Raw genomic sequence first — 23,464 nt, 5'->3', positions numbered from 1 at the left:
CCCTTACTCGATAATCTTCGCCACCACACCAGCGCCCACGGTGCGACCGCCTTCGCGGATGGCGAAGCGCAGACCTTCTTCCATGGCGATGGGCTTGATCAGCTCCACCGTGAAGGTGATGTTGTCCCCCGGCATCACCATCTCCACCCCGGCGGGCAGCTCCACCACCCCGGTCACATCGGTGGTACGGAAGTAGAACTGCGGACGGTAGTTGGTGAAGAATCCGGTGTGCCGGCCCCCCTCTTCCTTCTTCAGGATGTACACCGAGGCCTCGAACTTGGTGTGCGGGGTCACGCTGCCCGGCTTGGCCAGCACCTGCCCCCGCTCGATGTCTTCCCGTCCCACCCCGCGCAACAACAGGCCCACGTTATCGCCAGCAATGCCTTCGTTGAGGGTCTTGCGGTGCATCTCCACCCCGGTCACCACCGTCTTCTGGGTCTCGCGCAGACCCACGATCTCCACTTCCTCCCCGGTCTTGATCTTGCCGCGCTCCACCCGGCCCGTGGCCACGGTACCGCGTCCGGTGATGGTGAACACATCCTCCACCGGCATCAGGAAGGGCTTGTCCACATCGCGCTGGGGGGTGGGGATGTAGGAGTCAATGGCGTCCAGCAGTTCCCAGATCTTATCCACCCACTCGTTCTCCCCCCGCTGGGTCTTGGGGTTGGCCATCATGTGCTCCAGCGCCTTGAGCCCCGAGCCCCGGATGATGGGGGTATCGTCCCCGGGGAACTCGTACTGGTTCAGCAGGTCGCGGATCTCCATCTCCACCAGATCCAGCAGTTCGGGGTCATCCACCATGTCCACCTTATTCAGGAAGACGATGATGTAGGGCACCCCCACCTGGCGCGAAAGCAGAATGTGCTCGCGGGTCTGGGGCATGGGGCCATCGGTACCGCTCACCACCAGAATGGCCCCGTCCATCTGGGCCGCCCCGGTGATCATGTTCTTCACATAGTCGGCGTGGCCGGGGCAGTCCACGTGGGAGTAGTGCCGGGCCTGGGTCTCGTACTCCACGTGGGCAGTATTGATGGTAATCCCGCGGGCCTTCTCTTCGGGCGCCTTGTCGATCTGATCGTAGGCCTGCACCTCCACGTTGGGGTTGGCCGCCGCCGCTACAAAGGTAATCGCCGCCGTCAAGGTGGTCTTCCCGTGGTCTACGTGTCCGATAGTTCCCACGTTTACGTGGGGTTTGGTGCGCTCAAATACGCCTTTCGCCATATCTGGTTATCTCCTTATGATCTCAGTAGTTGGGTTTACAAGGTTACCGGCCTTCGACCTCACTGACCCTTAATCAGCTTCTGAGCAATGTTCTGGGGAACCTGCTCGTAGTGATCGAAGAACATCGAGAACTGAGCCCGGCCCTGGCTCATCGAGCGCATATCGTTGGCATAGCCAAACATCTCGGCCAGGGGAACATAGGCCCGCACCAGTCGAGCATTGCCGCGCTCTTCCATGCCCTGGATCTGCCCCCGGCGGCTGTTAAGGTCGCCGATGATCGAGCCCAAGAATTCTTCAGGGGTGATCACCTCGACGCGCATGATGGGCTCGAGGATGGCCGCACCACCCTTCTCGATGGCCTCCTTGATGGCCATAGAACCGGCGATCTTGAAGGCCATTTCAGAGGAGTCCACCTCGTGGTAGCTACCGTCGTAGAGGGTGACCTTCAAGTCCACGATGGGGAAGCCCGTAAGGGGGCCAGACTGCATGGCCTCTTCAATCCCCTTCTGCACGGCCGGGATATATTCGCGGGGTACCACCCCACCCACGATGGCGTTGATGAACTCAAAGCCCGAGCCACGGCCCAGGGGTTCGGCCTTGATCTTGACGTGACCATACTGGCCACGCCCACCGGACTGGCGTACAAACTTGCCTTCGACATCCACCGGGCGGGTGATGGTCTCGCGGTAGGCCACCTGGGGCTTGCCCACGTTGGCATCTACTTTGAACTCCCGCTTGAGGCGATCCACGATGATCTCCAGGTGCAGCTCGCCCATGCCGGAGATGATGGTCTGGCCGGTTTCAGGGTCGGTGGAAACCCGGAAGGTGGGGTCTTCCTCACCCAGGCGCGACAGGGCCACGCCCAGCTTGTCCTGGTCAGCCTTGGTCTTGGGTTCAATGGCCAGGTCAATAACCGGCTCGGGGATCTCGATGGACTCGAGGATAATCGGCTCATCGCCATCGCCCACCAGCGAATCGCCGGTAATGGTCTCTTTGAGACCCACCACCGCACCCAGCTCGCCCGCCTTCAATTCCTCCACCTCTTCACGGTGGTTGGCGTGCATCTGGAGGAGGCGAGCTACCCGCTCCTTCTTGCCCTTGGTGGTGTTCTGCACGTAGGAACCCGACTTGAGGGTACCCGAGTAGACCCGGATGAAGGTCAGGCGGCCCACATAGGGGTCGGCCATGATTTTGAAGGCCAGCGCGGCCAATGGGGCGTTGGGATCGGCGGGGCGCTCGACCTCCTCCCCGCTTTCGGTCTTGCCCTTGATGGGGGGAATGTCCAGCGGGGAAGGCAGGAAGTCTACGACCCCATCAAGCAGCAACTGCACGCCTTTGTTCTTCAGGGCCGAGCCCAGGAAAACCGGGAAAATCTCGATGGCGATGGTGCCCTTGCGAATAGCCCGGATAAGCTCTTCCTCGGTAGGCTTTTCCCCCTCGAGGAACTTCATCATGATGTTCTCGTCGTAGTCGGCCGCCGCTTCGACGAGCTTCTCGAAGTATTCGGCCGCCTGCGCCTTCATATCCTCGGGGATTTCGACCTCTTTGATATCGGTGCCGAGGTCGTTGCCGTACAGGTAGGCCTTCTGGCGCAGCACATCGATGATGCCTTTGAAGGTATCTTCGCGGCCGATGGGCAGTTGCATCAGCACCGGCTTGGCACCCAGGCGTTCCTTCATGGTGTTAATCACCAGCCAGATATCGGCCCCGGTCTTGTCCATCTTGTTGGCAAAGGCGATGCGGGGCACCCGGTATTTGTCGGCCTGACGCCAGACGGTTTCAGACTGGGGCTCCACCCCCTGCGAGGCATCAAAGACCGCCACCGCGCCATCCAGCACGCGCATGGAGCGCTCCACCTCGATGGTGAAGTCCACGTGGCCGGGGGTATCGATGATGTTGATGCGGTGCTCCACCCCTGTACCGCTGTGTTTCCAGTTGGCAGTGGTGACGGCTGCGGTGATGGTAATGCCCCGCTCGCGCTCCTGCTCCATCCAGTCCATGGTGGCCGCACCTTCGTGCACCTCACCGATTTTGTGGATGCGACCGGTGTAGTAGAGGATGCGCTCGGTAGTGGTGGTTTTACCTGCGTCGATGTGGGCCGCAATCCCAATGTTGCGGAAAAGTTTTAGGTCAAAACCAGTCTTGACGGACATATTTACCACCGGTAGTGGGCGTAGGCTCGGTTGGCTTCGGCCATACGCTCGACGTCTTCCTTCTTCTTGACCGCCCCACCCTTGCCCTCGGCAGCTTCGAGCAGCTCGGCAGCCAGGCGCTGATGGGCCTCGCGCTCGCCCCGGCTGTTGAAGGCATTAACAATCCAGCGAATTGCCAGGGTTTGCTGGCGGCGAGGCGATACCTCGACCGGAACCTGGTAGTTGGCCCCACCTACCCGGCGGCTGCGCACCTCGACCCGGGGCCGCACGTTATCCAGGGCAGCCTTGAAGACCTTGAGGGGCTCCTGGCCGCTTTTCTCCTGGATAATTTCGCAGGCATCCTTGAAAATTCGGGCTGCCAGGTTCTTCTTGCCATCGCGCATCATGCGGTTGATGAGCGCCGACACCACCACATCGCCGTAGAGGTGGTCGGGCTCGAGCTGGCGAATTTCAGCTTGTCTTCTCCGCGACATAACTCACCTATTTCTTACCCTTGGCCGCCGCGCCCTTGGCATCGGCCTTGGGCCGCTTGGCCCCGTACTTGGAGCGGCTCTTCTTGCGATCTTTTACGCCCTGGGTGTCGTAGATACCACGCACGATGTGGTAGCGCACCCCCGGCAGATCCTTTACACGGCCCCCGCGGATGAGTACCACCGAGTGCTCTTGCAGGTTGTGGCCTTCGCCGGGGATATAAGCGGTGACTTCGTACTGGCTCGAGAGGCGCACCTTGGCCACCTTACGCAGCGCCGAGTTGGGCTTCTTGGGGGTAACGGTACGCACCACGGTGCAAACCCCTTTGCGGAAGGGGCTTCCCTTCAGGGCGGGCACTTTGCTCTTCTTGACCACCGGAGCACGGCCTTTACGGAGGAGTTGGTTGATGGTTGGCAGTGTAATCACATCCTTTCGTTCGACTAAGCTTCTCTACAAAACCGAAAACCCCACACGGAGGTCTGCGTATTTGCGCTGCGCTCGGTGCGGGGTTTCCGTCGAGAAGCGAATCAGGCCGGTGGCCCGAGGTTCGCCCCTGGATTCTCAAGAATCGCTGTGCGCGGCGGATTTCCCGTGAGCGCAACCGATGTGACCTCATGGCCGGGGCTGGCCTGAGGCAACGCAACCCTAGAAGTATATACGGCCGTTACGAGTTAATCAAGGGGCCGGAATCGCAGTGTGGAACTGAACTCGAGGAAGATATTGACTTTGTTCACAATAAGGCACAAGCACCAGGGCCTGCATCTTCTCTGTTGCATGCACGTCTCCATCGCGGACGACAGAAGCAACAAGTGGATCGGTATCGGCGGCCTTACCTGAGCAACCAGCGCACATCCTGCACCACCCGCTCGGTTTCCGCTGCCTTGCCGTAACCGTACACAAGTCGCAACTGGCCCTTGGGGTCCAGGGCAAAAACCGTAGCGGTGTGATCTACGTTGTACTCGGTAGGCGACTTGATGGCGGATTTCTGGTAGAAAACCCCATACTTTTTGGCCACCTCAGCAATCTGCTCGGGGCTGCCAGTAAGACCCAGGAAGCTTGGGCTAAAGAAGGTGACGTAGTCGCGCAGCTTTTCCAGGGTGTCCCGCTCAGGGTCTACCGAGATAAGCAAGACCTGCACCCGTGCTTGCTCGGCAGGGGTCAGGGCTTTGTAGACCTTACTGAGCTCGAGCAAGGTAGTCGGACATACATCGGGACAGTTCACAAAACCGAAGAAAATCAAGACCACCTTGCCCTGAAAGTCGGTAAGGCTCTTGCTCGAGCCATCGTGTGCGGTGAGGGTAAACTGGTTGGCTTCTACCGGACGGATGTTCAGAAGGCGGGTGCCGTAGGGCTGGTAGGTATCGCGCGACAAAAAAAAGGCTGCTATGGCCAGCAACAGGGGCAAGCCTGCTATAAGGATAATCCAAATTACGCGTCGTGGCATTTTTTACGCTCCTGGCCTTGGGGACTATGATAACCCTCTCCAGATTTAAACCTAAACAAGCCGACCCGAGGCAAATGTCCCTTGGCAAACAGTTCAAGCTAGCCAGGGGTGCTGGGCGGAGTAAACAAGGAAAGCTACTTTACATTGGTCTCACGCCCTAACGACAAGATGAAGGGGATGGATAGTGGAGCCGTTGCTTTCTCTAAGCCCCAGGTGCGCTGGGCCGGGGCCCTCTTCATGGCGCCTTTCTTCTTGCAGTTGCTGGGGCTGGGCAACACCTTGCTGGGGGGTGGGCTGTGCGGTGAGCTGTTTGGTAACGAAACCCCCTTGGGGCTCCAGGGAGCAGGTTTCTGGTATGCGGTCTTGTTCATGATGCTGCTGGGGTTTCAGCTCATGTACGGGGGTTTCTTGCTGCTGGCAAAACTGCTCGAGATGCCCGCCAGCATGGAGCCCGGAACCTACAAAGGCGGGCTCTGGCTGGTCGGGCTTGTTACGCTGTTGTTTGTACTGACCCGCACCACCGGTCTTCCCTACCCCAGCCCCCAGGGCTTTGCGCTGGGCGACACCGCACCGGTGGATCCGCTTAGCCTGATACTGCTTGGATGCTCGTGGGCCGGCGGCTTCCTGCTCTGGCGTTTGCTAAAGTAAGACCTGATTCATCCTGCCAAACCCGCTAGGCTATAGAACATGGAACGTCTACTGGAAGTGATGCGCCGACTGCGCGCACCCGATGGATGCCCCTGGGACAAAGAGCAAACCCACCAGAGCCTGCGCCCGTACCTGCTCGAGGAAGCCGCCGAGGCCGTGGATGCCATAGGCCGGGGCAGCCCCCAGGCAATTGCCGAAGAGCTGGGGGATGTGCTCTTGCAGGTGGCATTTCATTCGGTAATTGCTGAGCAGGAAGGCACTTTTTCTTATCCACAGGTGGAGCAATTCATTGTGGACAAGCTCATCCGGCGCCACCCGCACGTGTTTGGCGATGTCAGGGCCGATACCCCCGAGGCCGTTAGGGCCAACTGGAAGGCCATCAAGGCCAGCGAAGGCAAAACCTCTGCGTCGGTTTGCGACCAGGTGCCGCGCAGCCTGGGTGCCCTGGCCCGGGCAACGGAAATTCAGAATAGGCTCGGCACACCCCATCCTGGGAAGGACGACCTTACAGAAGCCATAGAGCGCGGTGAAATAGCCGAGGCGCTGTGGCTGCTGGTCGCCTGGTGTCGCAAGGAGAAGGTAAATCCAGAGGTTTTGCTGCGCGAGCGCTGCGAGCAAAGCTGCTTGCAAAACGGTCAAACACCACCAAAAGCCTGGTAAAAAGAGGCCATAATGCTTTTTTAGGAAGGTCTTTGGTTTGCTGCGCCAGTAGCGCGCAAGAGCATCTACTCTAGACGCCATGAAAGCAGAAGTCCTTAAAGCTGTAGTTGCACGTCCTCCAGAGCAAATGCTTCTACCAGAGGGCTTTGTGGACGCCGCAGTGTTGCTTCCGGTGTGGGAGGGGCAGCTTTTATTTACGGTGCGCAGCGCCTATCTGCCCCACCATGCCGCCCAGATTAGCTTCCCCGGAGGCCGCTTTGCCGAAGGAGAAACCGCCGAAGAAGCCGCCTTGCGCGAGGCCCAGGAAGAGGTAGGTTTGTACCCTGCGCACGTCGAAATTCTGGGGCACCTAAACCCCACCCTCTCCCCTTTTGGCTACCGGGTGTTTCCCTTGCTGGGCCGTATTACCCAAAAACCCCACCTGACCCCCAACCCCGAGGAAGTAGACTCCCTGCTCTGGGTGCCTATTGACGAGCTGCTGGCCGCCCCCGCCTTTGTCGAGGAACGCACCCCACCCCCCAACAACCGGTTCCCCAAAGGCCTGGGCGGGGAGTTTTCCGAACTGGAAGGAAAACTACGGCGCAAAGTTTGGCACTACCCCTGGCGCGGCTACGACATCTGGGGCGTGACCGGTAATATCGTCCACGATTTTCTGGAGCGCATTCGAGAAGTACGCCTTTAGGTATCTCCATCACTGAAATACGAGATGATACCGGATTCAAAAAGATAATCATCCAAACCAAAGACCACCAGAGACTATCTTTTTGAATCCTAGAGCACACCCCTCCCTGTCGGTCGGCGAAGAAAGCGTCTCCCTTCCAAGGGGCTTACGCCCTCCGCTACGCGGATAACTTCCAAGGGGCGGCATCGCCCTCCGCTACGCGGATAACTTCGGCCCTGTTAGTTCGCCGCCATCCGGCGCCGAAATAACCGAATCTGGTATGAAACATCAAAACGCCCGTAGCAAGAGATTGACCCACCCCTGAAAAGGTCGTCATAAAGAAGAACCGTGCCGAGAGTCCTTGCAAAGGATCCGGTCAGCACGGTACTTCTGTACGATGTTTGAAGACGTACAGTGTAGTTTATCGCGTTTGCAACGATGGGAACAAGGCTATGTGTTGGGCTTGCTGCAATCAGCCCATAAAACCCCCAGCGCGATAGCAGCCAGTGGAACGATAGGGTATAGCCCCAGCTATAGCTGTCGCCTGCTACGACAAGAAGCCAAACCCCACCAGTCCAGTCGAGAGCGACGGTTGGAAGCAGCCCCCAAGGGGATGTACCTGGGGGTGGACTTGGTTCCCGTAGCCCATCAAGGATGTTGGATCGAGGGCGTGGATCGGGTGTACTCCAGCAGTGATAAAGCTCCGGTGTGGGGACATAACCTGCTGTCATGTGGGCTGGTTGGATATGGGAAACTTCCCTACCCATTGAGTCTGGAGGGTTTCCCCACCAAGCCCATGAGTTCGGAGGTATACCCGTACCGAACCCCTGGTGAGGCGATGTGGCAGGTAGTCGAGGCCATCCGCAAGAATGGTAATGGTTATAGCCTCGCAGGCGTGGTGTTCGACAACCAGTTTGCGGGTAAGGCTTACCTCGCCAAGCTCTACCAGCACAACATACCTTTCGTAGCTCGGGCCAGACTGAATCAAAAGGTCGAACATGCAGGAAAGCAACGATCTATCCGAGAACTGGGTGAGCACTATCCACCCGGTAAAGCCCGCTATTACAAGCGTTTTGGCTGGTATGTCAAACGCATCAAGATCACCTTGGCCGATGTGGGTCGACTGGATATGCTGCTGATTTGGCTACCCCAGCCAGCAGGTTTCAAGCTGATGGCCCTCTTCTCCACCCTGGATGCAGGCATTCAAGAAGTCCTTGCCGCCTGGAAAGCTCGTTGGGATCTGGAGCGGGTGCATCGCCTGCTCAAACAGAACCTGGGTTTATCCAAATGCCTCTCTCGTTCCTATGCTGCTCAACTCAAACATGCTGACCTTGCCATCGAGGCCCTACACCTTATTCGACAGCAAAAACAACTACATCCAGATCTTTCTTGGCGCACAGCACAGCACAATGCCGCAAAAACCCTCAAATCCCAGCTACTGACCGTACTCCCTGCCCTTTCAGCCTGACTTTATGCCCTTTTTTTGATACTTTTCACTACAGTTCAATCTCTTGCCCGTAGGGAATTGCGCCAGGTAGGCGATTGCCGCATCCGCCGGTTCCGCCAATCTACCCTGGCGCAACTTAGTCGGCCGCGACCGACTCGAGCTCAAAAATTGGTCTGGCCTGCCTGGAGAGTAGAGTATAGAGTTCCAAAAACTGCTCTTTGGCCCGCTGCCCCAGGAAGCCTGGCGGGGTGAGCTCGGGCGGCAGGCCGGGGTCGAGGAAGAGGTTTTTGCGGGCCTGGTGGATCATGTGGGTCAGGCATATAAAAGCTTCCTCGGCGTTTTTGGGCTTTTGCTGTTTTTGTGCCAGGAATGCGCGGTAGCGGGCCTGGGCGGCTTTAAGGTTGAAGGATTTTTCGATGAGCTCGAGCGGCGGGGTGCTGGAAAAACGCTCGGCCTGAAAAAGTTCCACGTAACTTTGCAAACCATAAAAACCCACCAGATCGCGGGCGCCCTCGAGGGAGCCATTGGGGCTTACCCAGACCCCCGGCGCCGGTGTTCCAAAACCGAGCAGGATTAGCTCGTTGCGGAAACGGTCGCGCACCGTGCGCTTGGCTTCCGGCACGGCATAGACCAGAATGCGCCATTTGCCGTCCCAGGGTGCGCCATAGCCGTAAAGTCGCTCCCGCACCTGTTCAACCTGCCAGGCCACGCGGGGAGAAAGCCGATAGTAAGCCCGCCGACCGTCTTTCTCGGGGATAATCCAACCGCGCTTGACGCTACGCGACACCGCGGCGCGCACTGCAGGTTCGCTAAAATCCAGCAGCTCCATCCAGCGAATCAAGTCCCCCACCCAGGCACGGTTCTCGGGGTACAGGTATTCCATGTAGAGGGTAAAAAGATATGAACGCGCCCGCATTGCCGCCCATTATAGTACGGATTTTTGTACTCCAGACAAAAAAGCGTTCGGATTTCTCAAGGCATATCGGGCATCGACTTCAATCGGACGTTCGGCACTGTCTGGAGGCAATGACCGCTACGGGCTTAACTGGCACTTAGCCTTTCTGCTTGAGGCAGGTTGTTCCAGGTCTTTGCTAAAAGTGAAAAAGTGTCTGGGAATTTATGTCGAATTGCCTGCAGCCAGGGCTCTGGCCTTTGAATCCAGCCGGAACCACTGCCCACCCCGGTAACGCCACAAGAACATGGCTACCCGCACGGTCTCCTCGCCCAGGAGCCGCCCCAGGAAAATACCCCACAAGCCCAAACCCATTGGGAAAGCCAGCAACCAGGCCAGCGGCAAGCCTACCAAAAACACCGTAACGAAATCGGAGAGCAGCAAAAACCGGGTGTCGCCACCGCTGGCCAAAGTGCCAAAAAAGATGAAGTTAGAGACCTTGACCGGTTGAAACAGGGCATTGAGCAGTACCGCCCAAAAGGCCCACTGTTGCACCTGGGGGGTGGTGTTGGGGTAGAGCAGGGGCAGCAGAAAAGCAAACAAAGCGAAAACCAACCCAAAGATGGCCGCCGAAATTAGGCCAATGCGCCAGATCAGGCGTGAAACCCCCCAGACCCCGGGGGAATCGGCCCGCCCAATGGCCTGGGCTACCAGCACGGTAGCAGCATAGTGCAGGCCCGCCGAGGCTGTGATAAAGACCATCTCGAGGTTGCTGACAATCTGGAACACCGCCAGTTCTTGCGTTCCTAAACGTTCAAACAACAAGGCGAACAAAAACACCCCGCCGCTAAAGACCACCTCGGTAATGAACAGTGGCAGCACCAGGGGCACGGCTTCGCCCAGAAGGCGCCGCGCTTGCCCCAGGTCGGGCCAAGTCCAGCGCAGCCCCCAGGGGCTCCCGAAGAGTAGCCCAAGCAGCACCAGCGCCCGCACCCCCTGCGCCACCAGCGCCGCCACGGCCGCCCCCACCGCCCCCATCTCGAGGGGAAACACGAACAACCACGACAACAGGGGTATCAGGGTAATGGCCGGGATGGTGACCAGCATCGGAATCCGCGCTCTACCGATACTACGAAACGCCGCGCTGCTCACCACGCTCAGGGTAATCAGGGGTAAAGAAAGCGCCACCAGGGAAAGATAGGGCCCGCCGATAGAAGTGATTTCCGGATCTGCGCCGACCAGTTTCAAGAAAGAGGAAGCCCCCAGCCCCAGGGGCAAGGCCAGCAGGAGCGCCAGCACCAGCGAGAAACCGATGAAGAAGCTCACGATACGTTTTACCGCCGCCTCATCACCCCGCCCCCGGGCCCGGCTGGCCAGAATGGCGCAACCCGCCCCCAGGGTGTTCAGGCACAGAATGCCGATAAACAGCACGTTGTTGGCCAGGCCCACCGCTGCAATGGTGGCGGTACCCAGGGTACCTACGATCACCTGGTTGACAAAGCCCAGGGCCAGTTGAACGGTGGACTCGAGGCTGACCGGCAAGGCAATTTTGAATATCTCACGCCGTATATCGGCAGTCACAAAGCAGAGCATACTATGCGATACTTTCGGGATTGTGACCCGGTGGCAATGGCCCTGATAGCAGCATTACGGTTGCATGACGCAGGTCAATACGGGGAGAAGGCCAGCTCGAGCCAGCCGTCTCCCCTCCACCGCATTCCACCAGGAGTTATACCGGATTCAAAAAAGACAGTTCAAAAAAACCAAAAACCCATAGGTTGTCTTTTTGAATCCTAGAGCACTCCCTTCGGTCGGGTTAGTTCGTCACCCTTCGGCGCCGAACTAACCGAATCTGGTATTAGAATCAAGGGCATCTATGAACACCCTGACCTGGAATACCGAGCAACTCATCGAACAAGATATTGCCCACCACCTGCACCCCGTAACCAACCTGCACCGCCACAAACAGGGTGGCCCGGTGGTGTTGGTTGAGGGGAAGGGCTCCAAAGTGCGCGACACTGAAGGCAAATGGTACATCGACGGGTTCGCTGGGCTTTGGAACGTAAACGTAGGCTATGGGCGCACCGAACTGGCCGAAGTAGCCCGCGAGCAGATGGCCCGGCTGGCCTTCCAGCCCACCTTCTTTGGGCTGGCTACTCCTCCGGTAATTGAGCTGGCCACCAGGATGCACCAGCTTTTACCGCACCACTCGCACTTCCAGTTCACCTCTGGGGGGGCCGAGTCCAACGAGACCGCCATAAAAATTGCCCGCTACTACTGGGCTTTGTCGGGCAAGCCTGAAAAAACCAAGATTATCTCGCGCCGCATGGCCTATCATGGCATCGCCATGGGTGCGCTGGCCGCCACCGGCGTACCGGCCTACCATGCTGATTTTGGGCCCTTGCCGCCCGGTTTTTTGTACCTGAGCGCGCCGCTGGCCTATCGCAACAACCCGGGGCTTTCGGAGGCAGAGTTTGTAGGCATGCTGGCCAGGGAGCTCGAGGATCTGATTGCCCGTGAAGGGGCGCAAACCATTGCCGCTTTCATCGGGGAGCCGGTGCAGGGGGCCGGCGGGGTGGTGCCGCCTCCCGAAGGTTACTGGCAGGCCGTTGCCTCTATTCTTAAGGAGCACGATATCCTGCTCATTGCCGATGAGGTCATTACTGGCTTTGGGCGCACCGGTGCGATGTTCGCCCAGACCACCTATGGCTTCCAGGCCGATATCACCAGCTTTGCCAAAGGCATCACCTCGGGGTACATCCCGCTGGGTGGGGTGGGCATTACCCCCGAGATATTCGAGCGCATCTCGGCCCCCGACCGGATGTTCATGCACGGCTTCACCTACTCGGGACACCCGGTGGCCTGTGCGGTGGCGCTGGTCAACATTGACATCATCGAACGCGAGCGGCTCTGGCAGAATGCCGCCGAACGCGGTGAGCAGCTTCTCAGACGGCTACAAGAACTGGAATCCCATCCCCACGTGGGCAATGTGCGCGGTAAGGGCCTGATGGCGCTGGTAGAGGTGGTAGAGGACAAAACCAGCAAAAAGACCTTCGATGCATCCAAAGGCATGGGTGCAAAGCTGATGAAGGTAAGTCGTGAAAAAGGGGTGATTGTACGCTGCAACGACACCGGCTTTGCCATAGCGCCTCCTTTGGTGATTACAGAGGCTGAGGTAGATCAGATGGTGAACGCCCTGGCCGAAACGTTGGACGAAGTACTAGGCTCATAGCTTGCTTACCAAAGCGCCACAACTGAAAGCGGTTTGCACAGACACCAGCCCAATCCGGCCATTGCTTTACCGGACAGCTCGCACTGATCGATCATCCCGTCAAGGTGGGGTGCACAAGCCTACCTTCTCCCAGACATGCGGTCTGCGAGGTGTGGTCAACTGAAATCAAGCGATAGAGTGCACGCTGGATTTTTGCAAGACTTTTTGCATTTTTTACACCTGGTTTTGTTAAACTAGCTAGTAGGTTCCCCATCTTTTCCGGTATTGCTAAAACAGTGCGTCGAGGAGGGTTCATGGGATGGATTGAGTGGTGCAGTTTTCTTTTGGGAGGCCTGATTTTCTGGCTCCTGGGCTGGCTTTTGAGCTGGCTTTTCCGAGGCAATACCCTGCGGCTGCAAAACCAGCTTACCGAGGCTCAGGCCGAACTGGGTCGGCTTCAGGCCGATCTAACCGGCTATAAGGCCACCCAGTCCAAACTGGCGCAGGCTGAACAGGAACTCTCGGGGCTGCGGGGGCAGCTCAAGGATTTTGAGGCGCTGAAGGCTAGCTTCGCCACAGTGAGCAAAGAGCTGGATGCCGCCACCCTCAAAATTCAGGGGTTGGAAGGACAACTCAAGGATTTTGAGAACCTCAAGACCCAGCTTGCCAACCTGCAAGCCCGCCTGGGCGCCCTTCAGGGCGAGCGGGACAGGCTTCAGGCCGAGTACAGTGGGCTACAGGCCCGATTTGAGCAGCTCGAGGGCGAGCGCAATCGACTTTCTGCCCAAATTCTGGGCTACCAGGGCGAGATGGCGGTGCTGAGCCGTCAGGTAGAAGCCCTGCGCCAGGATCGCGACGCGCAGAAGTCTGAAACCGCTAACCTGAGCGGCAAGCTAGCCGGCATGGACGGACTGATGGCCGTTTGGGAGGGCTTACGCCAGCGCTTCGGTAGCAAGCAGCCTGAAGAACTCGAGGCCCACTTCGCTGCCCTTCAGAAAGAGGCCGAGGGCGCCAGGGCAGAACTAAACCGGTTGCGTGGCGAATATCAGGTGGCTCTGAATGAGCTTCAGGCGTTGCGGGATCGCATCCAGAGCCTCGAGGCCGACCAGGGCAAAGTGGCCGCCATGGAAGCTGAAATCGAGCGCTACAAGAACGAGTTTAGCGCTTTGCAGGCCCGCTACGCCACCCTCGAGGCCGACCAGCAAAAAATCCAGGCCCGCTACGAGGCCCGTATCCAGACTCTCGAGGGTGAAAAAGGCCAGCTATCCAGCGAACTCCAGAGCCTGCAAAAGCGCCTGAACGCCCTGGAGCAAGAGCGCGACCACGCGCGGCAAGAATCGGCCCGGCTCAGCACCCAGCTATCGGGCTTGCAGGGCAGCCTGAGCGCTCTGGAGGCCATTCGGGCCCGGTTGGGCAACCTGCAGCCTGCTGAGCTCGAGACCCGTATCGTGGCCATCCATAACGAACGCAACCAGTACGCGGTCGAGTTGGAGGCCCTGCGCAAGCGCATCGAAGCCGTAGCGGGCGAACGCGACCACCTGCGGGCCGAAGTGGAGGGGCTGCAAAAGCGCCTGGACAACCTGAGCACTGATAGTAACAACGTGATCGCCGAGCGCAACAAGCTCCTGGCCGAGGTCGAAAAGCTTAGGGCCGACCTGAACCAGGCCCAGGGCGCCTATCAGGATCTGGAAGCAGTGCGCCGTGAACTCTCAGACCTGCGCGCCCGGCTGGCCAGGGCCGAGGAAGAACGCAACTGGTTTTCCGGAGAGGTCGAGGGCTTGCGCAAGGAGCTGGTGGCTGTCCAAAGCAGTAAGGCCGAACTGGAGCAGTACAAGGCCAACTACCTGGCCTTGCAGGCCCGTATCTCCGACTACGAAGCAAGTCTCAAAAAAGCCCAGGAAGACCAAAACCAGATGCGGGCCAACTACACCGCCCTGCAAGCCCGCATCGCCGATTATGAGGCCAGGCTGGTCAAAGCCCAGGAACGCACCGCCGACTACGATGCCCTGGCTACCAACCTCGCGGCCATGCAGACCAGGGTATCGGAGGCCGAAGCTACTGGGGCCGCCGCCGCTCCAACACCCGCCCGTTCTGCCAAACCGCGCAAAGCCAAACCCAGACAAACCAAGGAAGTGATCGGCTACCGCGTCACCCAGAGCCGCACCTTCCGGGCCGAAGTGGTGCCCGAAGGCCACGACCCCCTGGGGGTGATCGAGGGCATCGGCAACACCTACCAGCAAAAGCTATGGGAAGCAGGCATCAAAACCTTCGAAGACCTGGCTAGCACACCCGAGGCACGGCTGCGTGAAGTCACTGGCAAAGATCTTGAGTTTGACGAATGGATTGTGGAGGCCCGCCGCTTTGTGCGCGGGGTCTACAAACTCAGCCGCGCCACCGCCGGAGGTACCCGCCGCAAGGCCGACGACCTGACCCGCATCGAGGGCATTGGCCCCAAAATCCGCGATGCGCTGGTAGCCGCCGGCATCACTACCTTCGAAGCCCTGGAAGCGGCCACCGAGGGCCAGCTACACGCCGCCATCGAGGCCGCCGGCATAAGCTTCGCCCCCAGCATTCCCACCTGGAGCCGCCAGGCGGCCTACCTGGTACGGGGCGACGAAGCAGGGTTCCAGGAATACATCGCCCGCCTCACGGCTGGAAGGGAGGAATAGCCCATGGCCAGAGCCTGGACGACCTACGATTGGATCAAACTGCTGGGCGCCATTCTTCTGCTCATCCTCTTATTCTTCTGTATGGGCCGCCCGGGTAGTGCAGCCATTGCACCCACCCTCACCACGCCCGCTCCCGGCACGCTGCAGGGGCCCACGGTAGATTTGAGCGGCACCGGCACCCCAGGGGGTTTTATCCAGCTGCTGCTGAACGGCAACAAGGTGGGGTCACCGCTACGAATCGGAAGCGACGGACGCTGGGCTTTGCCGGGTTTCAACTTTGGTGCACCCGGCAACTACACCCTCACCCTACAGCCAGTGGACACCCAAGGAAACAACCTTGGGCCCGGCACAGATTTGAGTTTCACCGTACCTGCACCTGCGGGTAATCTGCAAATCAGCGACCCTGTCAGCGGCGCTCAGGTGCCCGCTGGCACTTTCCAGTTGCGGGGGGTGGGCACACCGGGGGAAGAGCTCGAGGTCTTCGAAGACAACACCAGCCTGGGCCGGGTCACGGTGAACCCCGACGGCACCTGGACGCTGGCCGTGCCGCCCCCGATGGCGGGGGAACATACCTACGAGGTGCGCGGTGCCAGGGCCACTACCAGCATTCGGGTCACGGTGGCGGCGGCTGCCGGAACCGCCGCCGATTGCACCAAAGACTTCACCCTATCCTTTAGCGATGGTCAGACCGTAGCCCGCCCTTTCCGTTTCGGCGGTGAAGGGGCAGGACAAGGCTACACCGTCACGGTCAAACGCGGTGAACGGATTGTGGGCAGCCGGGATGTGCCCCTCGATGCGACCTGCGGTTGGAGCTATCGTTCCGACCCTGGCCCCGGCCCCATCACCTACGAAGTCCGCCCCATCGGGGCCTCGCCCAGCGATCCACCGTTGCAAACCATCAACCTGACCGTCCGGTAGCGCCCTGGCTATCCAGGCCTCCCCGTATCTGGGGGGGTTTCTGTTTTCCAAAACAGCGTCCATCAAACCGCTTTAATAGGAGTGTTGGTCGAAGGCAGTAGCAGGCGGAGCATCTCCCCCACCAGGTACAAAGAGCCCGTTACCAGGACCGGTTTTCCGTCCGCTCGAGCCGCCTCAACTGCATGCTCCAGGGCTTCCAGCGGGTTTTCAAAGTAGGGAGCCGGGTATTCCTGAATAAGCGCCTCCGCCCGCAGGGCACCCCTGGCGGCGTAGGTATAGCGCACACTTCTGGCCCTGGGCAGCAGGGTTTGCAGGATGGTGTGGTAGTCCTTGCGGGGGAAAGCGCCAAACACCAGGTGAAAGCCCTCGAGTTCGCCAACCAGGGCCCGGGCCGCCGGGGGGTTGTGTGCCCCATCGAGCACCACCGGCGTGCCCCGGTAGCTAATCTCCTGCATCCGGCCTGGATGCACGGCTGTGGATAAACCTGTGGATATCACTGTTTCGGCGCAACCCAGCAAGCGCAGCACCGCCGCTGCAAGGCGGGCATTTTGCCATTGAAACCGGCCCCGTAAAGAAGGTTGCACCAGCAGATCGAAAATAGGGCCGCCCTCCGAGAGCACATACAACGGGGCCGCTCGCTCGGCGGCTATGCTACGGATCACCTCCAGCCCAAGCCCCTCGGCCCCGGTCACCACCGGAACCCCGGCCCGAATGGCCCCCGCTTTGTCCCTGGCCACCCCCTCCAGCGAGCCCCCCAGGGTCTCGAGGTGATCCTCGCCGATATTGGTAATTACCGTAACCCGCACATCGGACAGCGCATGGGTGGCATCCAGCACCCCCCCCACCCCGGCCTCCACGGCTGCCATGCGAACACCGATCGATGCAAAATGCCGAAACGCCAGCGCTGTGGTAAGGTCGAAGAAAGCCACCGGTTCCTGGAAATGCTGGCCCCGGGCCCACTCCACAAATCGCACCACCTCGGCCTCGGGAATCGGGCCCTGATGGGTGCGGATACGCTCACGGAAGTCTATCAGGTGTGGGCTGGTAGTGGCGCCATAGGGCTCGTCAGCCGCCTTGAAGGCCGCCTCGAGGTAGGCCACCACACTGCCTTTGCCGTTGGTTCCAATCACATGAACAGCGGGAAACAAGGCTTCTGGATGGCCCAGACGTTGCAACAGTTCTCGAATCCGCGATAAACCCCTGGGGGCCCCGGCGCGACTCTGGGCAAACAACCACTCCACCGCCTCGGGATAGGTCACAGACCTCAGTCTATCGGGTTTGCCCTCGGCTGCCGATAATGAGGTTATGCCGCTGCTGCAAGTCCGCATGGAACTACAGCTTGAACAGACCCTGTTACAGGGCTGGTTGCAGCACCAGCTCGCCAGCGTAGACCTGCCCCTCAAACTGCTGCGCTTTCCCCTGGGCCGCTTGCAGGGTGGGAAACTCCGGTCGTTTGAACTGAGCGAAAACCGCTGCGAGCTAGAGGTCAAGTTCGCCAGCGGCCCGGCCATGCAACTTGGGGTGCTGGCCCTGGGCTATATACCCGAAAGTCAGATTTGGCGGCTGCGGGTTGAGCACCTGCACTTTTCGGGGTTTCGGGGTGCCCCGGTGCTCAACCAGGTGCCGGGCAAGGTGCTGGAAATTGCTGCAGCTCAGGCCAAACAGCGCCTGCCGGGGCTTTTGGAGTTGTGCGGAAACATGGAGCTAGAGCTATACCTAAAGCCGCTTTTGCAAAAGGGCTTGCAAGAAGCATCCCTTCGGCAGCGCCTGGGGGTGCTGGGGCTCGAGGCCAGCCCAACCGTGCGGGTGGAGAAGCTCGAGCTCGGCCCTGGCTGGTTGGGGTTGTCCCTCAGCGCAAGCGGCTAATCACGCAGCCTGTGCTGTTGCACTCGCGGATGCGGGCCTTGAGAAAACTGGTGCGTTCCTGGGTCATGCGGGTCGCGCAGTCCAGGTTAACGGTGCGCGAGGTGGCATCTACCCGGGTGCACTGCTGGTTGCGGCTCTTGATCCAGGCCAGTTGCGAGGTACGCAGCACCGAGCGCCCTTCAGCGTTCAACTTGCCCACCAGCTCGCGGTACACATCGTTGATTTCTTTGTCGGCCTGCACAAAAAGCTGGGTAGCGCAGTAGACGTAGTCGAAGTCGGCACTGGGGTTATCGCAGCCCGCGGCCCAACCCCAGCTTGCCCCTACCAGTAGGCCCAGCACCGTAAGTTTTTTCATATTCCCTCCTGCCCCAATCTAAACCAGACAGCACCGAATCTCTGGTTCATGTCAGCATCCGCAATTGGATGAGATCCAAGATAGCCAGGTGACCGCTTTTGAGAGCCATACACCCAAGAGGGCTCCTCCGCAAAACCCTTTTGAGCGTAATAAAAGCTTTCAGATTACCTGACGGCGCAGGTTGGAAATGAGCAAACTCGAGGCCAGCGCCAGCCCGGCAGCAAGTCCAAACAAACCGCTGATCTCCGTGCGCTGGGGCTTCCAGCCCACCACCCGGCTCAGGTTGCGATAAGCCTGACGCAAGGCCTCAGCCGACTCCGCCCCGTAGTACTGTCCGCCGGTAGATTCGGCAATGGAACGCAGGGTTTCTTCGTCGAACTGCATCCAGAAGCCGCCCCACTGTTGGTCGGGGTCGCCCGGGTTGCTGCGCCGGCCCAGCCCGATGGTATGCACCACTATGCCCATGTCCTTGGCAAAAGGGGTCACCTCGAGGGGGTCAATCCCCCGGTTGTTGCGGCCATCGGAGAGCAGTATCACCGTGGCGGGGCCCAGGAGTTTGTTGTTTTCGTCCTTGGGAAAAGCCTTGAGGCTTTCCAGCAGACCGTCGCCAATGGCCGTTCCACGACCCATCTGCAGCAGCTCTATCTGATCCAGGATGCGCGGGTGGTCGGTGGTGGGCTCCACTTCCAGGGTCGCATAGCCCGCAAAGCTCACCAGCCCCACCTTGGCCCCATCCGGCAGCGCACGCACAAAGTTCTGAGCCTCCTTTTTAGCCGCCGTAAAGCGATCCGGTTCGATGTCCTGCGCCCGCATCGAGCGGCTAATGTCGAGGGCAATCATGACCGTAGCCAGGTTGTCGGGCGCTGGAATGGTGGCCTGGGGGCGGGCCAGGGCCAGGATGGCCAGCACCAGCGCCAGCGCGTATAGCCCTGCGCTCAGGTGGCGCTTCCAGCGCGGCTCGGCAATGCCAGCAAACTGCGCAAGGTTGGGGTATAGCACATGGGCACTCGCCGTCCCACCCTGCACCCTGCGCAAGTACCACCACGCCAAAAGCGGTACCAGCAGCAGTACCAAAAGCAATAGCGGCGACTGAAACCCCACGGCTCACCCTTCGAACGGCGCTTCGGAAAATTAACTACCCCTCGAGTTTGACCGTTAATTTCACAACAGATGGTAGGCCCATTTACGGTTTTTCTTCACAAAAATACACAAGGTCAGGACAGAAACCGCTGTTCTGCCCTGATGCTTTTTGTGATGGTTGTCAGCAGACCTTAGACCCTCGGCGTTACCCATCCGCTACCAACTGCGGCGTTCTTGGCTCGGATGAAATCGCTTCTCCCAGCAAATAGGCCACCACATCCCGAGCACTGTAGCGAGTGCCAAACCGGGCCACGAAGCGACCGATGCGCTCGAGGTCGTCACCACTGGTCACCAGGGGCAGCTCTGGGTCGCCATTTTTTTGCACCTGGCCCTGCCCAACTGCTGCCAAAAGCGCGTTGCACAAGCACTTGCGCCCCTCGGTGTTGGCGAGGTCGCCCCCTTTGGCCAGGTACTGCTCGATGGGCTCAGAAGCACAGCGGAAGCCGATTTTGCCATCGGCTACCTGATAAGGTTCGCGCAGATAGCCCAGGTCGCAGACCCGCGTTCGGCGCCGATAGACCTCCGGCTGGGAGAGCGTACCTTCTACTTCCGCTACCTTGAAGGGAAAACCGGTAGGCGAGGCTTTGGGGTCGGTAAAGACCCTGACCTCCCCTCTGGCGGCCTGCTCCAGCACCCGTTCTTTGAGGCCCGCCTCGAAACCAGACTCCTGGCTGTAGGCAAAGAGCGTTCCTACCTGGATACCTGCCGCTCCCTGGTTGATCGCGCTTTCCAGGGCTTCGGGCGAACCGGTGCCACCCGCTAGCCAGAAAGGCAGGCCCAGGGCTTTGATTTGCTCGAGGTCGACCACATCCCGTTCGCCATACACCGGCTGCCCGCGCTCATCAAAAACCGGTGCCCCTCGAGGGGGTGCGTTGTGCCCGCCTGCGGTAGGGCCTTCAATCACAAAGCCTTGAATGGTGCCCGTTACCTTGCGGGCCAGCAGCGTAGCCAGCGAGTTGGAGGCAATGATCGGCAAAAAGTGGGGGCGCTTCAGGGTCTGGGCCTGACCGGCGATTTCCTGCGGATTGAAGTAAAGGCGGGGGGCGTCTGCCGCGGTCCAGCCGGTGACGTCTATTTTGAGCGAAGCCTTCTCGCCCGCTGCAAGTTTGTCGAGTGCTTCTGGAATCTCGCGGGGAATGCCGGCGCCCATCAACACATAGTCCACCCCGGCCAGCATGGCCCCGTAGAGCGTGCCCAGGGTAGGAATTTGCAGCTTGGTGAGCAGATTAATCCCAACCAGACCCCCATGCCCCTCCTTGGCTAGAAATACCTCGACGTACCCGCCCAGCACGTGCATAATTTGCGAAGCGGTGTCACCCAGGCGACTTGGCATAGGGACACGTTTGTAGGGCTGACCCCGGCGACCCTCGGGCAGAAAATATTTCTCCAGAACCGGTTTAACCCAATGCTGGAATGGAAATGCGCTCAGGGCACGGCGCACCCGCCCGGCGGGGTCGCCGTCCTGCAATCGCCGCACCAGGACCGTATCCATAGCAGTACCCGACACCACGCCCAGTTGCCCCAGCAACGAAACCGTTCTAGCCAGACGCCAGTTGGAAACAGAAACGCCCATCCCACCTTGAATGATGCGCGGTAGGGCTACAGTAGCTACATTTTGCACGTGAACAAACCTCCCGAAAAAGAACAAGTCGGCGAAAAGATACTTGATTGTACGGGGAGAAACGGTTAGAACTCCAGGCAAAAGCGGCAATACCCTTGGGTCTGTACCCGGTACAAAAGAGCGGCAGCGGATGCGCTTGCTCGAGACACCCCGCCTGATGGTCTAATGGAGATAGCATGAGCCTCGAGGCCCTCCACGCCCAAATAGCAGTTTGCCGGGCCTGCCCCCGGCTGGTAGCGTGGCGCGAGCAGGTGGGGCAGGAAAAACGCGCTGCCTTTCGTAACGTAGAATACTGGGCCCGGCCTGTACCGGGTTTTGGCGACCTCGGGGCCCGCATCCTGGTTTTTGGACTGGCCCCCGGGGCCCACGGCTCCAACCGCACCGGACGGCCATTTACCGGTGATGCTTCTGGCGACTTCCTGTACCCGGCCCTCTACCGCGCCGGGCTCTCCAACCTGCCCACTTCAACCCACAAGGGCGATGGCCTGGTGCTGCATGGCGTTTACATCACCGCGGCGGTGCGCTGCGCACCGCCCGGCAACAAACCCAGTCCCCTCGAGATACGTACCTGTGCAAAGTGGACTGAACAGGAACTGGCTTTTCTGCGCAACCTCAAGGTCTACCTGGCTCTGGGCCAAATTGCCCACGACGCCCTTTTGGGATATCACCGTCTGCGCAAATCAGCTTATCCCTTTGCCCACGGTAGCGAGTACCGCATTGGCGAGCGGGTCTTGTTGAGTTCGTATCACGTCAGCCGGCAGAATACCCAGACCGGCAAACTGACCGCCGCCATGTTTGACGGGATTCTCGAGCGGGCGAAAAGGCTGGCCAGCAGCTCATAGCTGAAAGCCAGAATTGTGCCATTAGCTGTCGGCTTTCCTGCTGTACAAAAAGTCGTAGAGCAGGGCCGCCAGACCAGCCCCCACCAGCGGGCCAGCCCAGTAAACCCAGTGGGCATTCCATTCACCGCCGATGATGGCCGGGCCCAGCACCCGGGCAGGGTTCATGGCCGCCCCCGAGATAGGCCCTCCGGCCAGAATGTCCATGGTGACGGCCAGGCCAATGGCCAAACCGGCGTAGCTAAAGTTATTGAAAACCGCTGAGCCAAAAATTACCGAGACCAAAAAGAAGGTCAGGAAAATCTCCATCATGAGGGCCTGGATGGCGGTGTGGTTGGCGCCGGGGGCCGGGGTTCCATCGGCTACCGCGGTGCCACCGTAAAGCGCACCAATGAAGAAAGCCGCCACCACCCCCCCCAGCAGTTGGGCCACCCAGTAGCCCACCGCGCCCACCGGGGAAATGCGACCGGTGATGAGCATGCCAAAGGTGACGGCAGGGTTAAAATGGCCCCCCGAGAGGGCCCCCAAAGCCACCACCGAAAGGCCGATGGCCAGGCCGTGGGCCAGGGCCACCACCATCAGGTCGCCGCCCTGGGTGGCAGCAATGGCCCCAATCCCTACAAAGCACAAGGCAAAAACTCCCAGAAACTCTGCAATTAGAGCGCGTATGTTCATGTTTTCCTCCCGCCCCTACGTTACCCCAGCCCCTGGGGTTGCCACAATTGGCCGGATTTGACAAAGCTATCAAGGTTTAGTACGTAGGATAAATTCGTGTGGCTGCGCCTGAAGCGATTGTACAAAGCTTTTGTACCGGCTCAAGCCCAACCGGACGACGCCTGGGCCCTGGCCGAACTCAGCATCGAAGAGGCCCACCTGTACAAAGCCATGGATGTGCGCGATCGGGAACACGCCGTGCGGGTAGCCAAGCGGCTGCTCGAGCGCTACCCCGACGCCCCCAGCTTTGCCGTGCGGGCTGCCCTGCTGCACGACAGCGGCAAGGCCCTGCGGCCCTACCGGCCTTTGGAACGCATCCTGACTGGGCTTATTAGCCTGGATGTTCCCATCGAGCCTCTGGACAAAGGGCTGCGCGGGGCCTGGCAGATTCGCCGCCACCACCCCGATTATGCGGCCATACGCATCCTCGACCCCCAGGTCGCCCAGATTGTGCGGGAGCACCACCGGCCCGAAAGCCTCTGGGCCCAGCGGCTGCACGAAGTAGACGAAGAGTACTAGAGCAGTTCTAGCAAA

Annotated in this window: 22 protein-coding genes; 10 read left to right on the top strand and 12 right to left on the bottom strand. The window is 59.8% G+C overall.

Annotation, left to right across the window (positions count from 1 at the left end; genetic code table 11):
- Window positions 1-3: 3 nt before the first annotated feature.
- The 5 genes from tuf to Q0X23_RS08735 all read right to left on the bottom strand — a co-directional run bounded on the left by tuf (window position 4) and on the right by Q0X23_RS08735 (window position 5,289).
- Window positions 4-1,221, bottom strand: coding sequence for an elongation factor Tu (tuf, locus tag Q0X23_RS08755; RefSeq protein ID WP_297859948.1), 1,218 nt, complete (start codon window positions 1,219-1,221; stop codon window positions 4-6).
- A gap of 59 nt (window positions 1,222-1,280) precedes the next feature.
- Window positions 1,281-3,374 carry an elongation factor G gene (gene fusA, locus Q0X23_RS08750; protein WP_119342417.1) on the bottom strand — a complete coding sequence of 698 codons (2,094 nt, stop codon included), beginning with the start codon at window positions 3,372-3,374 and terminating at the stop codon, window positions 1,281-1,283.
- Window positions 3,375-3,376: 2 nt separating this feature from the next.
- Window positions 3,377-3,847 carry a 30S ribosomal protein S7 gene (gene rpsG, locus Q0X23_RS08745; RefSeq protein ID WP_297859947.1) on the bottom strand — a complete coding sequence of 157 codons (471 nt, stop codon included), beginning with the start codon at window positions 3,845-3,847 and terminating at the stop codon, window positions 3,377-3,379.
- 7 nt (window positions 3,848-3,854) lie between these two features.
- Entirely contained in the window at window positions 3,855-4,262 is a 408-nt protein-coding gene (gene rpsL, locus Q0X23_RS08740; protein WP_186814672.1) for a 30S ribosomal protein S12, read from the bottom strand.
- A 412-nt stretch (window positions 4,263-4,674) separates the two neighbouring features.
- Complete coding sequence (locus Q0X23_RS08735; RefSeq protein ID WP_297859946.1) at window positions 4,675-5,289, bottom strand: SCO family protein; 615 nt, start codon at window positions 5,287-5,289, stop codon at window positions 4,675-4,677.
- 177 nt (window positions 5,290-5,466) lie between these two features.
- Between Q0X23_RS08735 and Q0X23_RS08730 the strand changes: the two genes are divergently transcribed.
- From Q0X23_RS08730 to Q0X23_RS08715, 4 genes are all read left to right on the top strand, one after another.
- Complete coding sequence (locus Q0X23_RS08730) at window positions 5,467-5,937, top strand: hypothetical protein (RefSeq protein ID WP_297859945.1); 471 nt, start codon at window positions 5,467-5,469, stop codon at window positions 5,935-5,937.
- Between the two features lie 39 nt (window positions 5,938-5,976).
- A complete protein-coding gene (locus Q0X23_RS08725) occupies window positions 5,977-6,597 on the top strand; it encodes a MazG family protein (RefSeq protein ID WP_297859944.1) in 621 nt (206 codons plus the stop codon).
- 79 nt (window positions 6,598-6,676) lie between these two features.
- The gene (locus Q0X23_RS08720) at window positions 6,677-7,279 is read left to right on the top strand and encodes a CoA pyrophosphatase (protein ID WP_297859943.1); all 603 of its coding nucleotides are present in this window, start codon (window positions 6,677-6,679) and stop codon (window positions 7,277-7,279) included.
- Between the two features lie 817 nt (window positions 7,280-8,096).
- Entirely contained in the window at window positions 8,097-8,726 is a 630-nt protein-coding gene (locus Q0X23_RS08715) for a transposase (RefSeq protein WP_297858494.1), read from the top strand.
- Between the two features lie 115 nt (window positions 8,727-8,841).
- Here the strand turns inward: Q0X23_RS08715 and Q0X23_RS08710 are convergent, their stop codons facing one another.
- Together Q0X23_RS08710 and Q0X23_RS08705 are read right to left on the bottom strand one after the other, a co-directional pair.
- Window positions 8,842-9,621, bottom strand: coding sequence for a PaaX family transcriptional regulator C-terminal domain-containing protein (locus Q0X23_RS08710; RefSeq protein WP_297859942.1), 780 nt, complete (start codon window positions 9,619-9,621; stop codon window positions 8,842-8,844).
- A 201-nt stretch (window positions 9,622-9,822) separates the two neighbouring features.
- Window positions 9,823-11,178, bottom strand: a complete 1,356-nt coding sequence (locus tag Q0X23_RS08705) for an MATE family efflux transporter (protein WP_297859941.1) — start codon at window positions 11,176-11,178, stop codon at window positions 9,823-9,825.
- A 295-nt stretch (window positions 11,179-11,473) separates the two neighbouring features.
- On the opposite strand from Q0X23_RS08705, the gene Q0X23_RS08700 reads away from it, so the two are divergent.
- The 3 genes from Q0X23_RS08700 to Q0X23_RS08690 all read left to right on the top strand — a co-directional run bounded on the left by Q0X23_RS08700 (window position 11,474) and on the right by Q0X23_RS08690 (window position 16,395).
- Window positions 11,474-12,829, top strand: coding sequence for an aspartate aminotransferase family protein (locus Q0X23_RS08700; protein WP_297859940.1), 1,356 nt, complete (start codon window positions 11,474-11,476; stop codon window positions 12,827-12,829).
- Between the two features lie 293 nt (window positions 12,830-13,122).
- Complete coding sequence (locus Q0X23_RS08695) at window positions 13,123-15,477, top strand: helix-hairpin-helix domain-containing protein (RefSeq protein WP_297859939.1); 2,355 nt, start codon at window positions 13,123-13,125, stop codon at window positions 15,475-15,477.
- 3 nt (window positions 15,478-15,480) lie between these two features.
- Window positions 15,481-16,395, top strand: a complete 915-nt coding sequence (locus Q0X23_RS08690; protein ID WP_297859938.1) for a hypothetical protein — start codon at window positions 15,481-15,483, stop codon at window positions 16,393-16,395.
- 62 nt (window positions 16,396-16,457) lie between these two features.
- On the opposite strand, the gene Q0X23_RS08685 is transcribed toward Q0X23_RS08690, so the two are convergent.
- Window positions 16,458-17,654, bottom strand: coding sequence for a folylpolyglutamate synthase/dihydrofolate synthase family protein (locus Q0X23_RS08685; protein WP_297859937.1), 1,197 nt, complete (start codon window positions 17,652-17,654; stop codon window positions 16,458-16,460).
- A 46-nt stretch (window positions 17,655-17,700) separates the two neighbouring features.
- On the opposite strand from Q0X23_RS08685, the gene Q0X23_RS08680 reads away from it, so the two are divergent.
- Window positions 17,701-18,261 (top strand): hypothetical protein, encoded by a 561-nt coding sequence (locus Q0X23_RS08680; protein ID WP_297859936.1) that lies wholly within the window; start codon window positions 17,701-17,703, stop codon window positions 18,259-18,261.
- Here Q0X23_RS08680 and Q0X23_RS08675 read toward each other — a convergent pair.
- From Q0X23_RS08675 to Q0X23_RS08665, 3 genes are all read right to left on the bottom strand, one after another.
- Window positions 18,245-18,616: a lysozyme inhibitor LprI family protein gene (locus Q0X23_RS08675; RefSeq protein WP_119342130.1), complete on the bottom strand. Its 372-nt coding sequence runs from the start codon at window positions 18,614-18,616 to the stop codon at window positions 18,245-18,247. The genes Q0X23_RS08680 and Q0X23_RS08675 overlap by 17 nt on opposite strands.
- A gap of 159 nt (window positions 18,617-18,775) precedes the next feature.
- The gene (locus Q0X23_RS08670; protein WP_297859935.1) at window positions 18,776-19,717 is read right to left on the bottom strand and encodes a VWA domain-containing protein; all 942 of its coding nucleotides are present in this window, start codon (window positions 19,715-19,717) and stop codon (window positions 18,776-18,778) included.
- Between the two features lie 184 nt (window positions 19,718-19,901).
- The gene (locus Q0X23_RS08665; protein ID WP_297859934.1) at window positions 19,902-21,377 is read right to left on the bottom strand and encodes a nitronate monooxygenase; all 1,476 of its coding nucleotides are present in this window, start codon (window positions 21,375-21,377) and stop codon (window positions 19,902-19,904) included.
- Window positions 21,378-21,553: 176 nt separating this feature from the next.
- Between Q0X23_RS08665 and Q0X23_RS08660 the strand changes: the two genes are divergently transcribed.
- Window positions 21,554-22,219: a uracil-DNA glycosylase gene (locus Q0X23_RS08660; protein ID WP_297859933.1), complete on the top strand. Its 666-nt coding sequence runs from the start codon at window positions 21,554-21,556 to the stop codon at window positions 22,217-22,219.
- Window positions 22,220-22,240: 21 nt separating this feature from the next.
- On the opposite strand, the gene Q0X23_RS08655 is transcribed toward Q0X23_RS08660, so the two are convergent.
- Window positions 22,241-22,891 carry an MIP/aquaporin family protein gene (locus tag Q0X23_RS08655; protein WP_297859932.1) on the bottom strand — a complete coding sequence of 217 codons (651 nt, stop codon included), beginning with the start codon at window positions 22,889-22,891 and terminating at the stop codon, window positions 22,241-22,243.
- Window positions 22,892-22,987: 96 nt separating this feature from the next.
- Here Q0X23_RS08655 and Q0X23_RS08650 point away from each other — a divergent pair, with 96 nt between their 5' ends.
- A complete protein-coding gene (locus Q0X23_RS08650; protein ID WP_297859931.1) occupies window positions 22,988-23,449 on the top strand; it encodes an HD domain-containing protein in 462 nt (153 codons plus the stop codon).
- Window positions 23,450-23,464 lie beyond the last annotated feature (15 nt).

The organism is Meiothermus sp., from assembly GCF_026004115.1.
GTDB lineage: Bacteria > Deinococcota > Deinococci > Deinococcales > Thermaceae > Meiothermus.
The sequence above is the reverse complement of the archived record's forward strand: the minus strand, read 5'-3'. Positions and strand labels throughout refer to the sequence as shown.

Coding starts and splice junctions, on each gene's coding strand:
- Q0X23_RS08655 (WP_297859932.1), bottom strand. CDS start 22,891: ATGAACATACGCGCTCTAATTGCAGAGTTTCTGGGAGTTTTTGCCTTG.
- Q0X23_RS08715 (WP_297858494.1), top strand. CDS start 8,097: ATGTGGCAGGTAGTCGAGGCCATCCGCAAGAATGGTAATGGTTATAGC.
- Q0X23_RS08675 (WP_119342130.1), bottom strand. CDS start 18,616: ATGAAAAAACTTACGGTGCTGGGCCTACTGGTAGGGGCAAGCTGGGGT.
- rpsG (WP_297859947.1), bottom strand. CDS start 3,847: ATGTCGCGGAGAAGACAAGCTGAAATTCGCCAGCTCGAGCCCGACCAC.
- Q0X23_RS08695 (WP_297859939.1), top strand. CDS start 13,123: ATGGGATGGATTGAGTGGTGCAGTTTTCTTTTGGGAGGCCTGATTTTC.
- Q0X23_RS08700 (WP_297859940.1), top strand. CDS start 11,474: ATGAACACCCTGACCTGGAATACCGAGCAACTCATCGAACAAGATATT.
- fusA (WP_119342417.1), bottom strand. CDS start 3,374: ATGTCCGTCAAGACTGGTTTTGACCTAAAACTTTTCCGCAACATTGGG.
- Q0X23_RS08680 (WP_297859936.1), top strand. CDS start 17,701: ATGCCGCTGCTGCAAGTCCGCATGGAACTACAGCTTGAACAGACCCTG.
- Q0X23_RS08710 (WP_297859942.1), bottom strand. CDS start 9,621: ATGCGGGCGCGTTCATATCTTTTTACCCTCTACATGGAATACCTGTAC.
- Q0X23_RS08725 (WP_297859944.1), top strand. CDS start 5,977: ATGGAACGTCTACTGGAAGTGATGCGCCGACTGCGCGCACCCGATGGA.
- Q0X23_RS08660 (WP_297859933.1), top strand. CDS start 21,554: ATGAGCCTCGAGGCCCTCCACGCCCAAATAGCAGTTTGCCGGGCCTGC.
- tuf (WP_297859948.1), bottom strand. CDS start 1,221: ATGGCGAAAGGCGTATTTGAGCGCACCAAACCCCACGTAAACGTGGGA.
- Q0X23_RS08735 (WP_297859946.1), bottom strand. CDS start 5,289: ATGCCACGACGCGTAATTTGGATTATCCTTATAGCAGGCTTGCCCCTG.
- Q0X23_RS08720 (WP_297859943.1), top strand. CDS start 6,677: ATGAAAGCAGAAGTCCTTAAAGCTGTAGTTGCACGTCCTCCAGAGCAA.
- Q0X23_RS08730 (WP_297859945.1), top strand. CDS start 5,467: ATGGATAGTGGAGCCGTTGCTTTCTCTAAGCCCCAGGTGCGCTGGGCC.
- Q0X23_RS08690 (WP_297859938.1), top strand. CDS start 15,481: ATGGCCAGAGCCTGGACGACCTACGATTGGATCAAACTGCTGGGCGCC.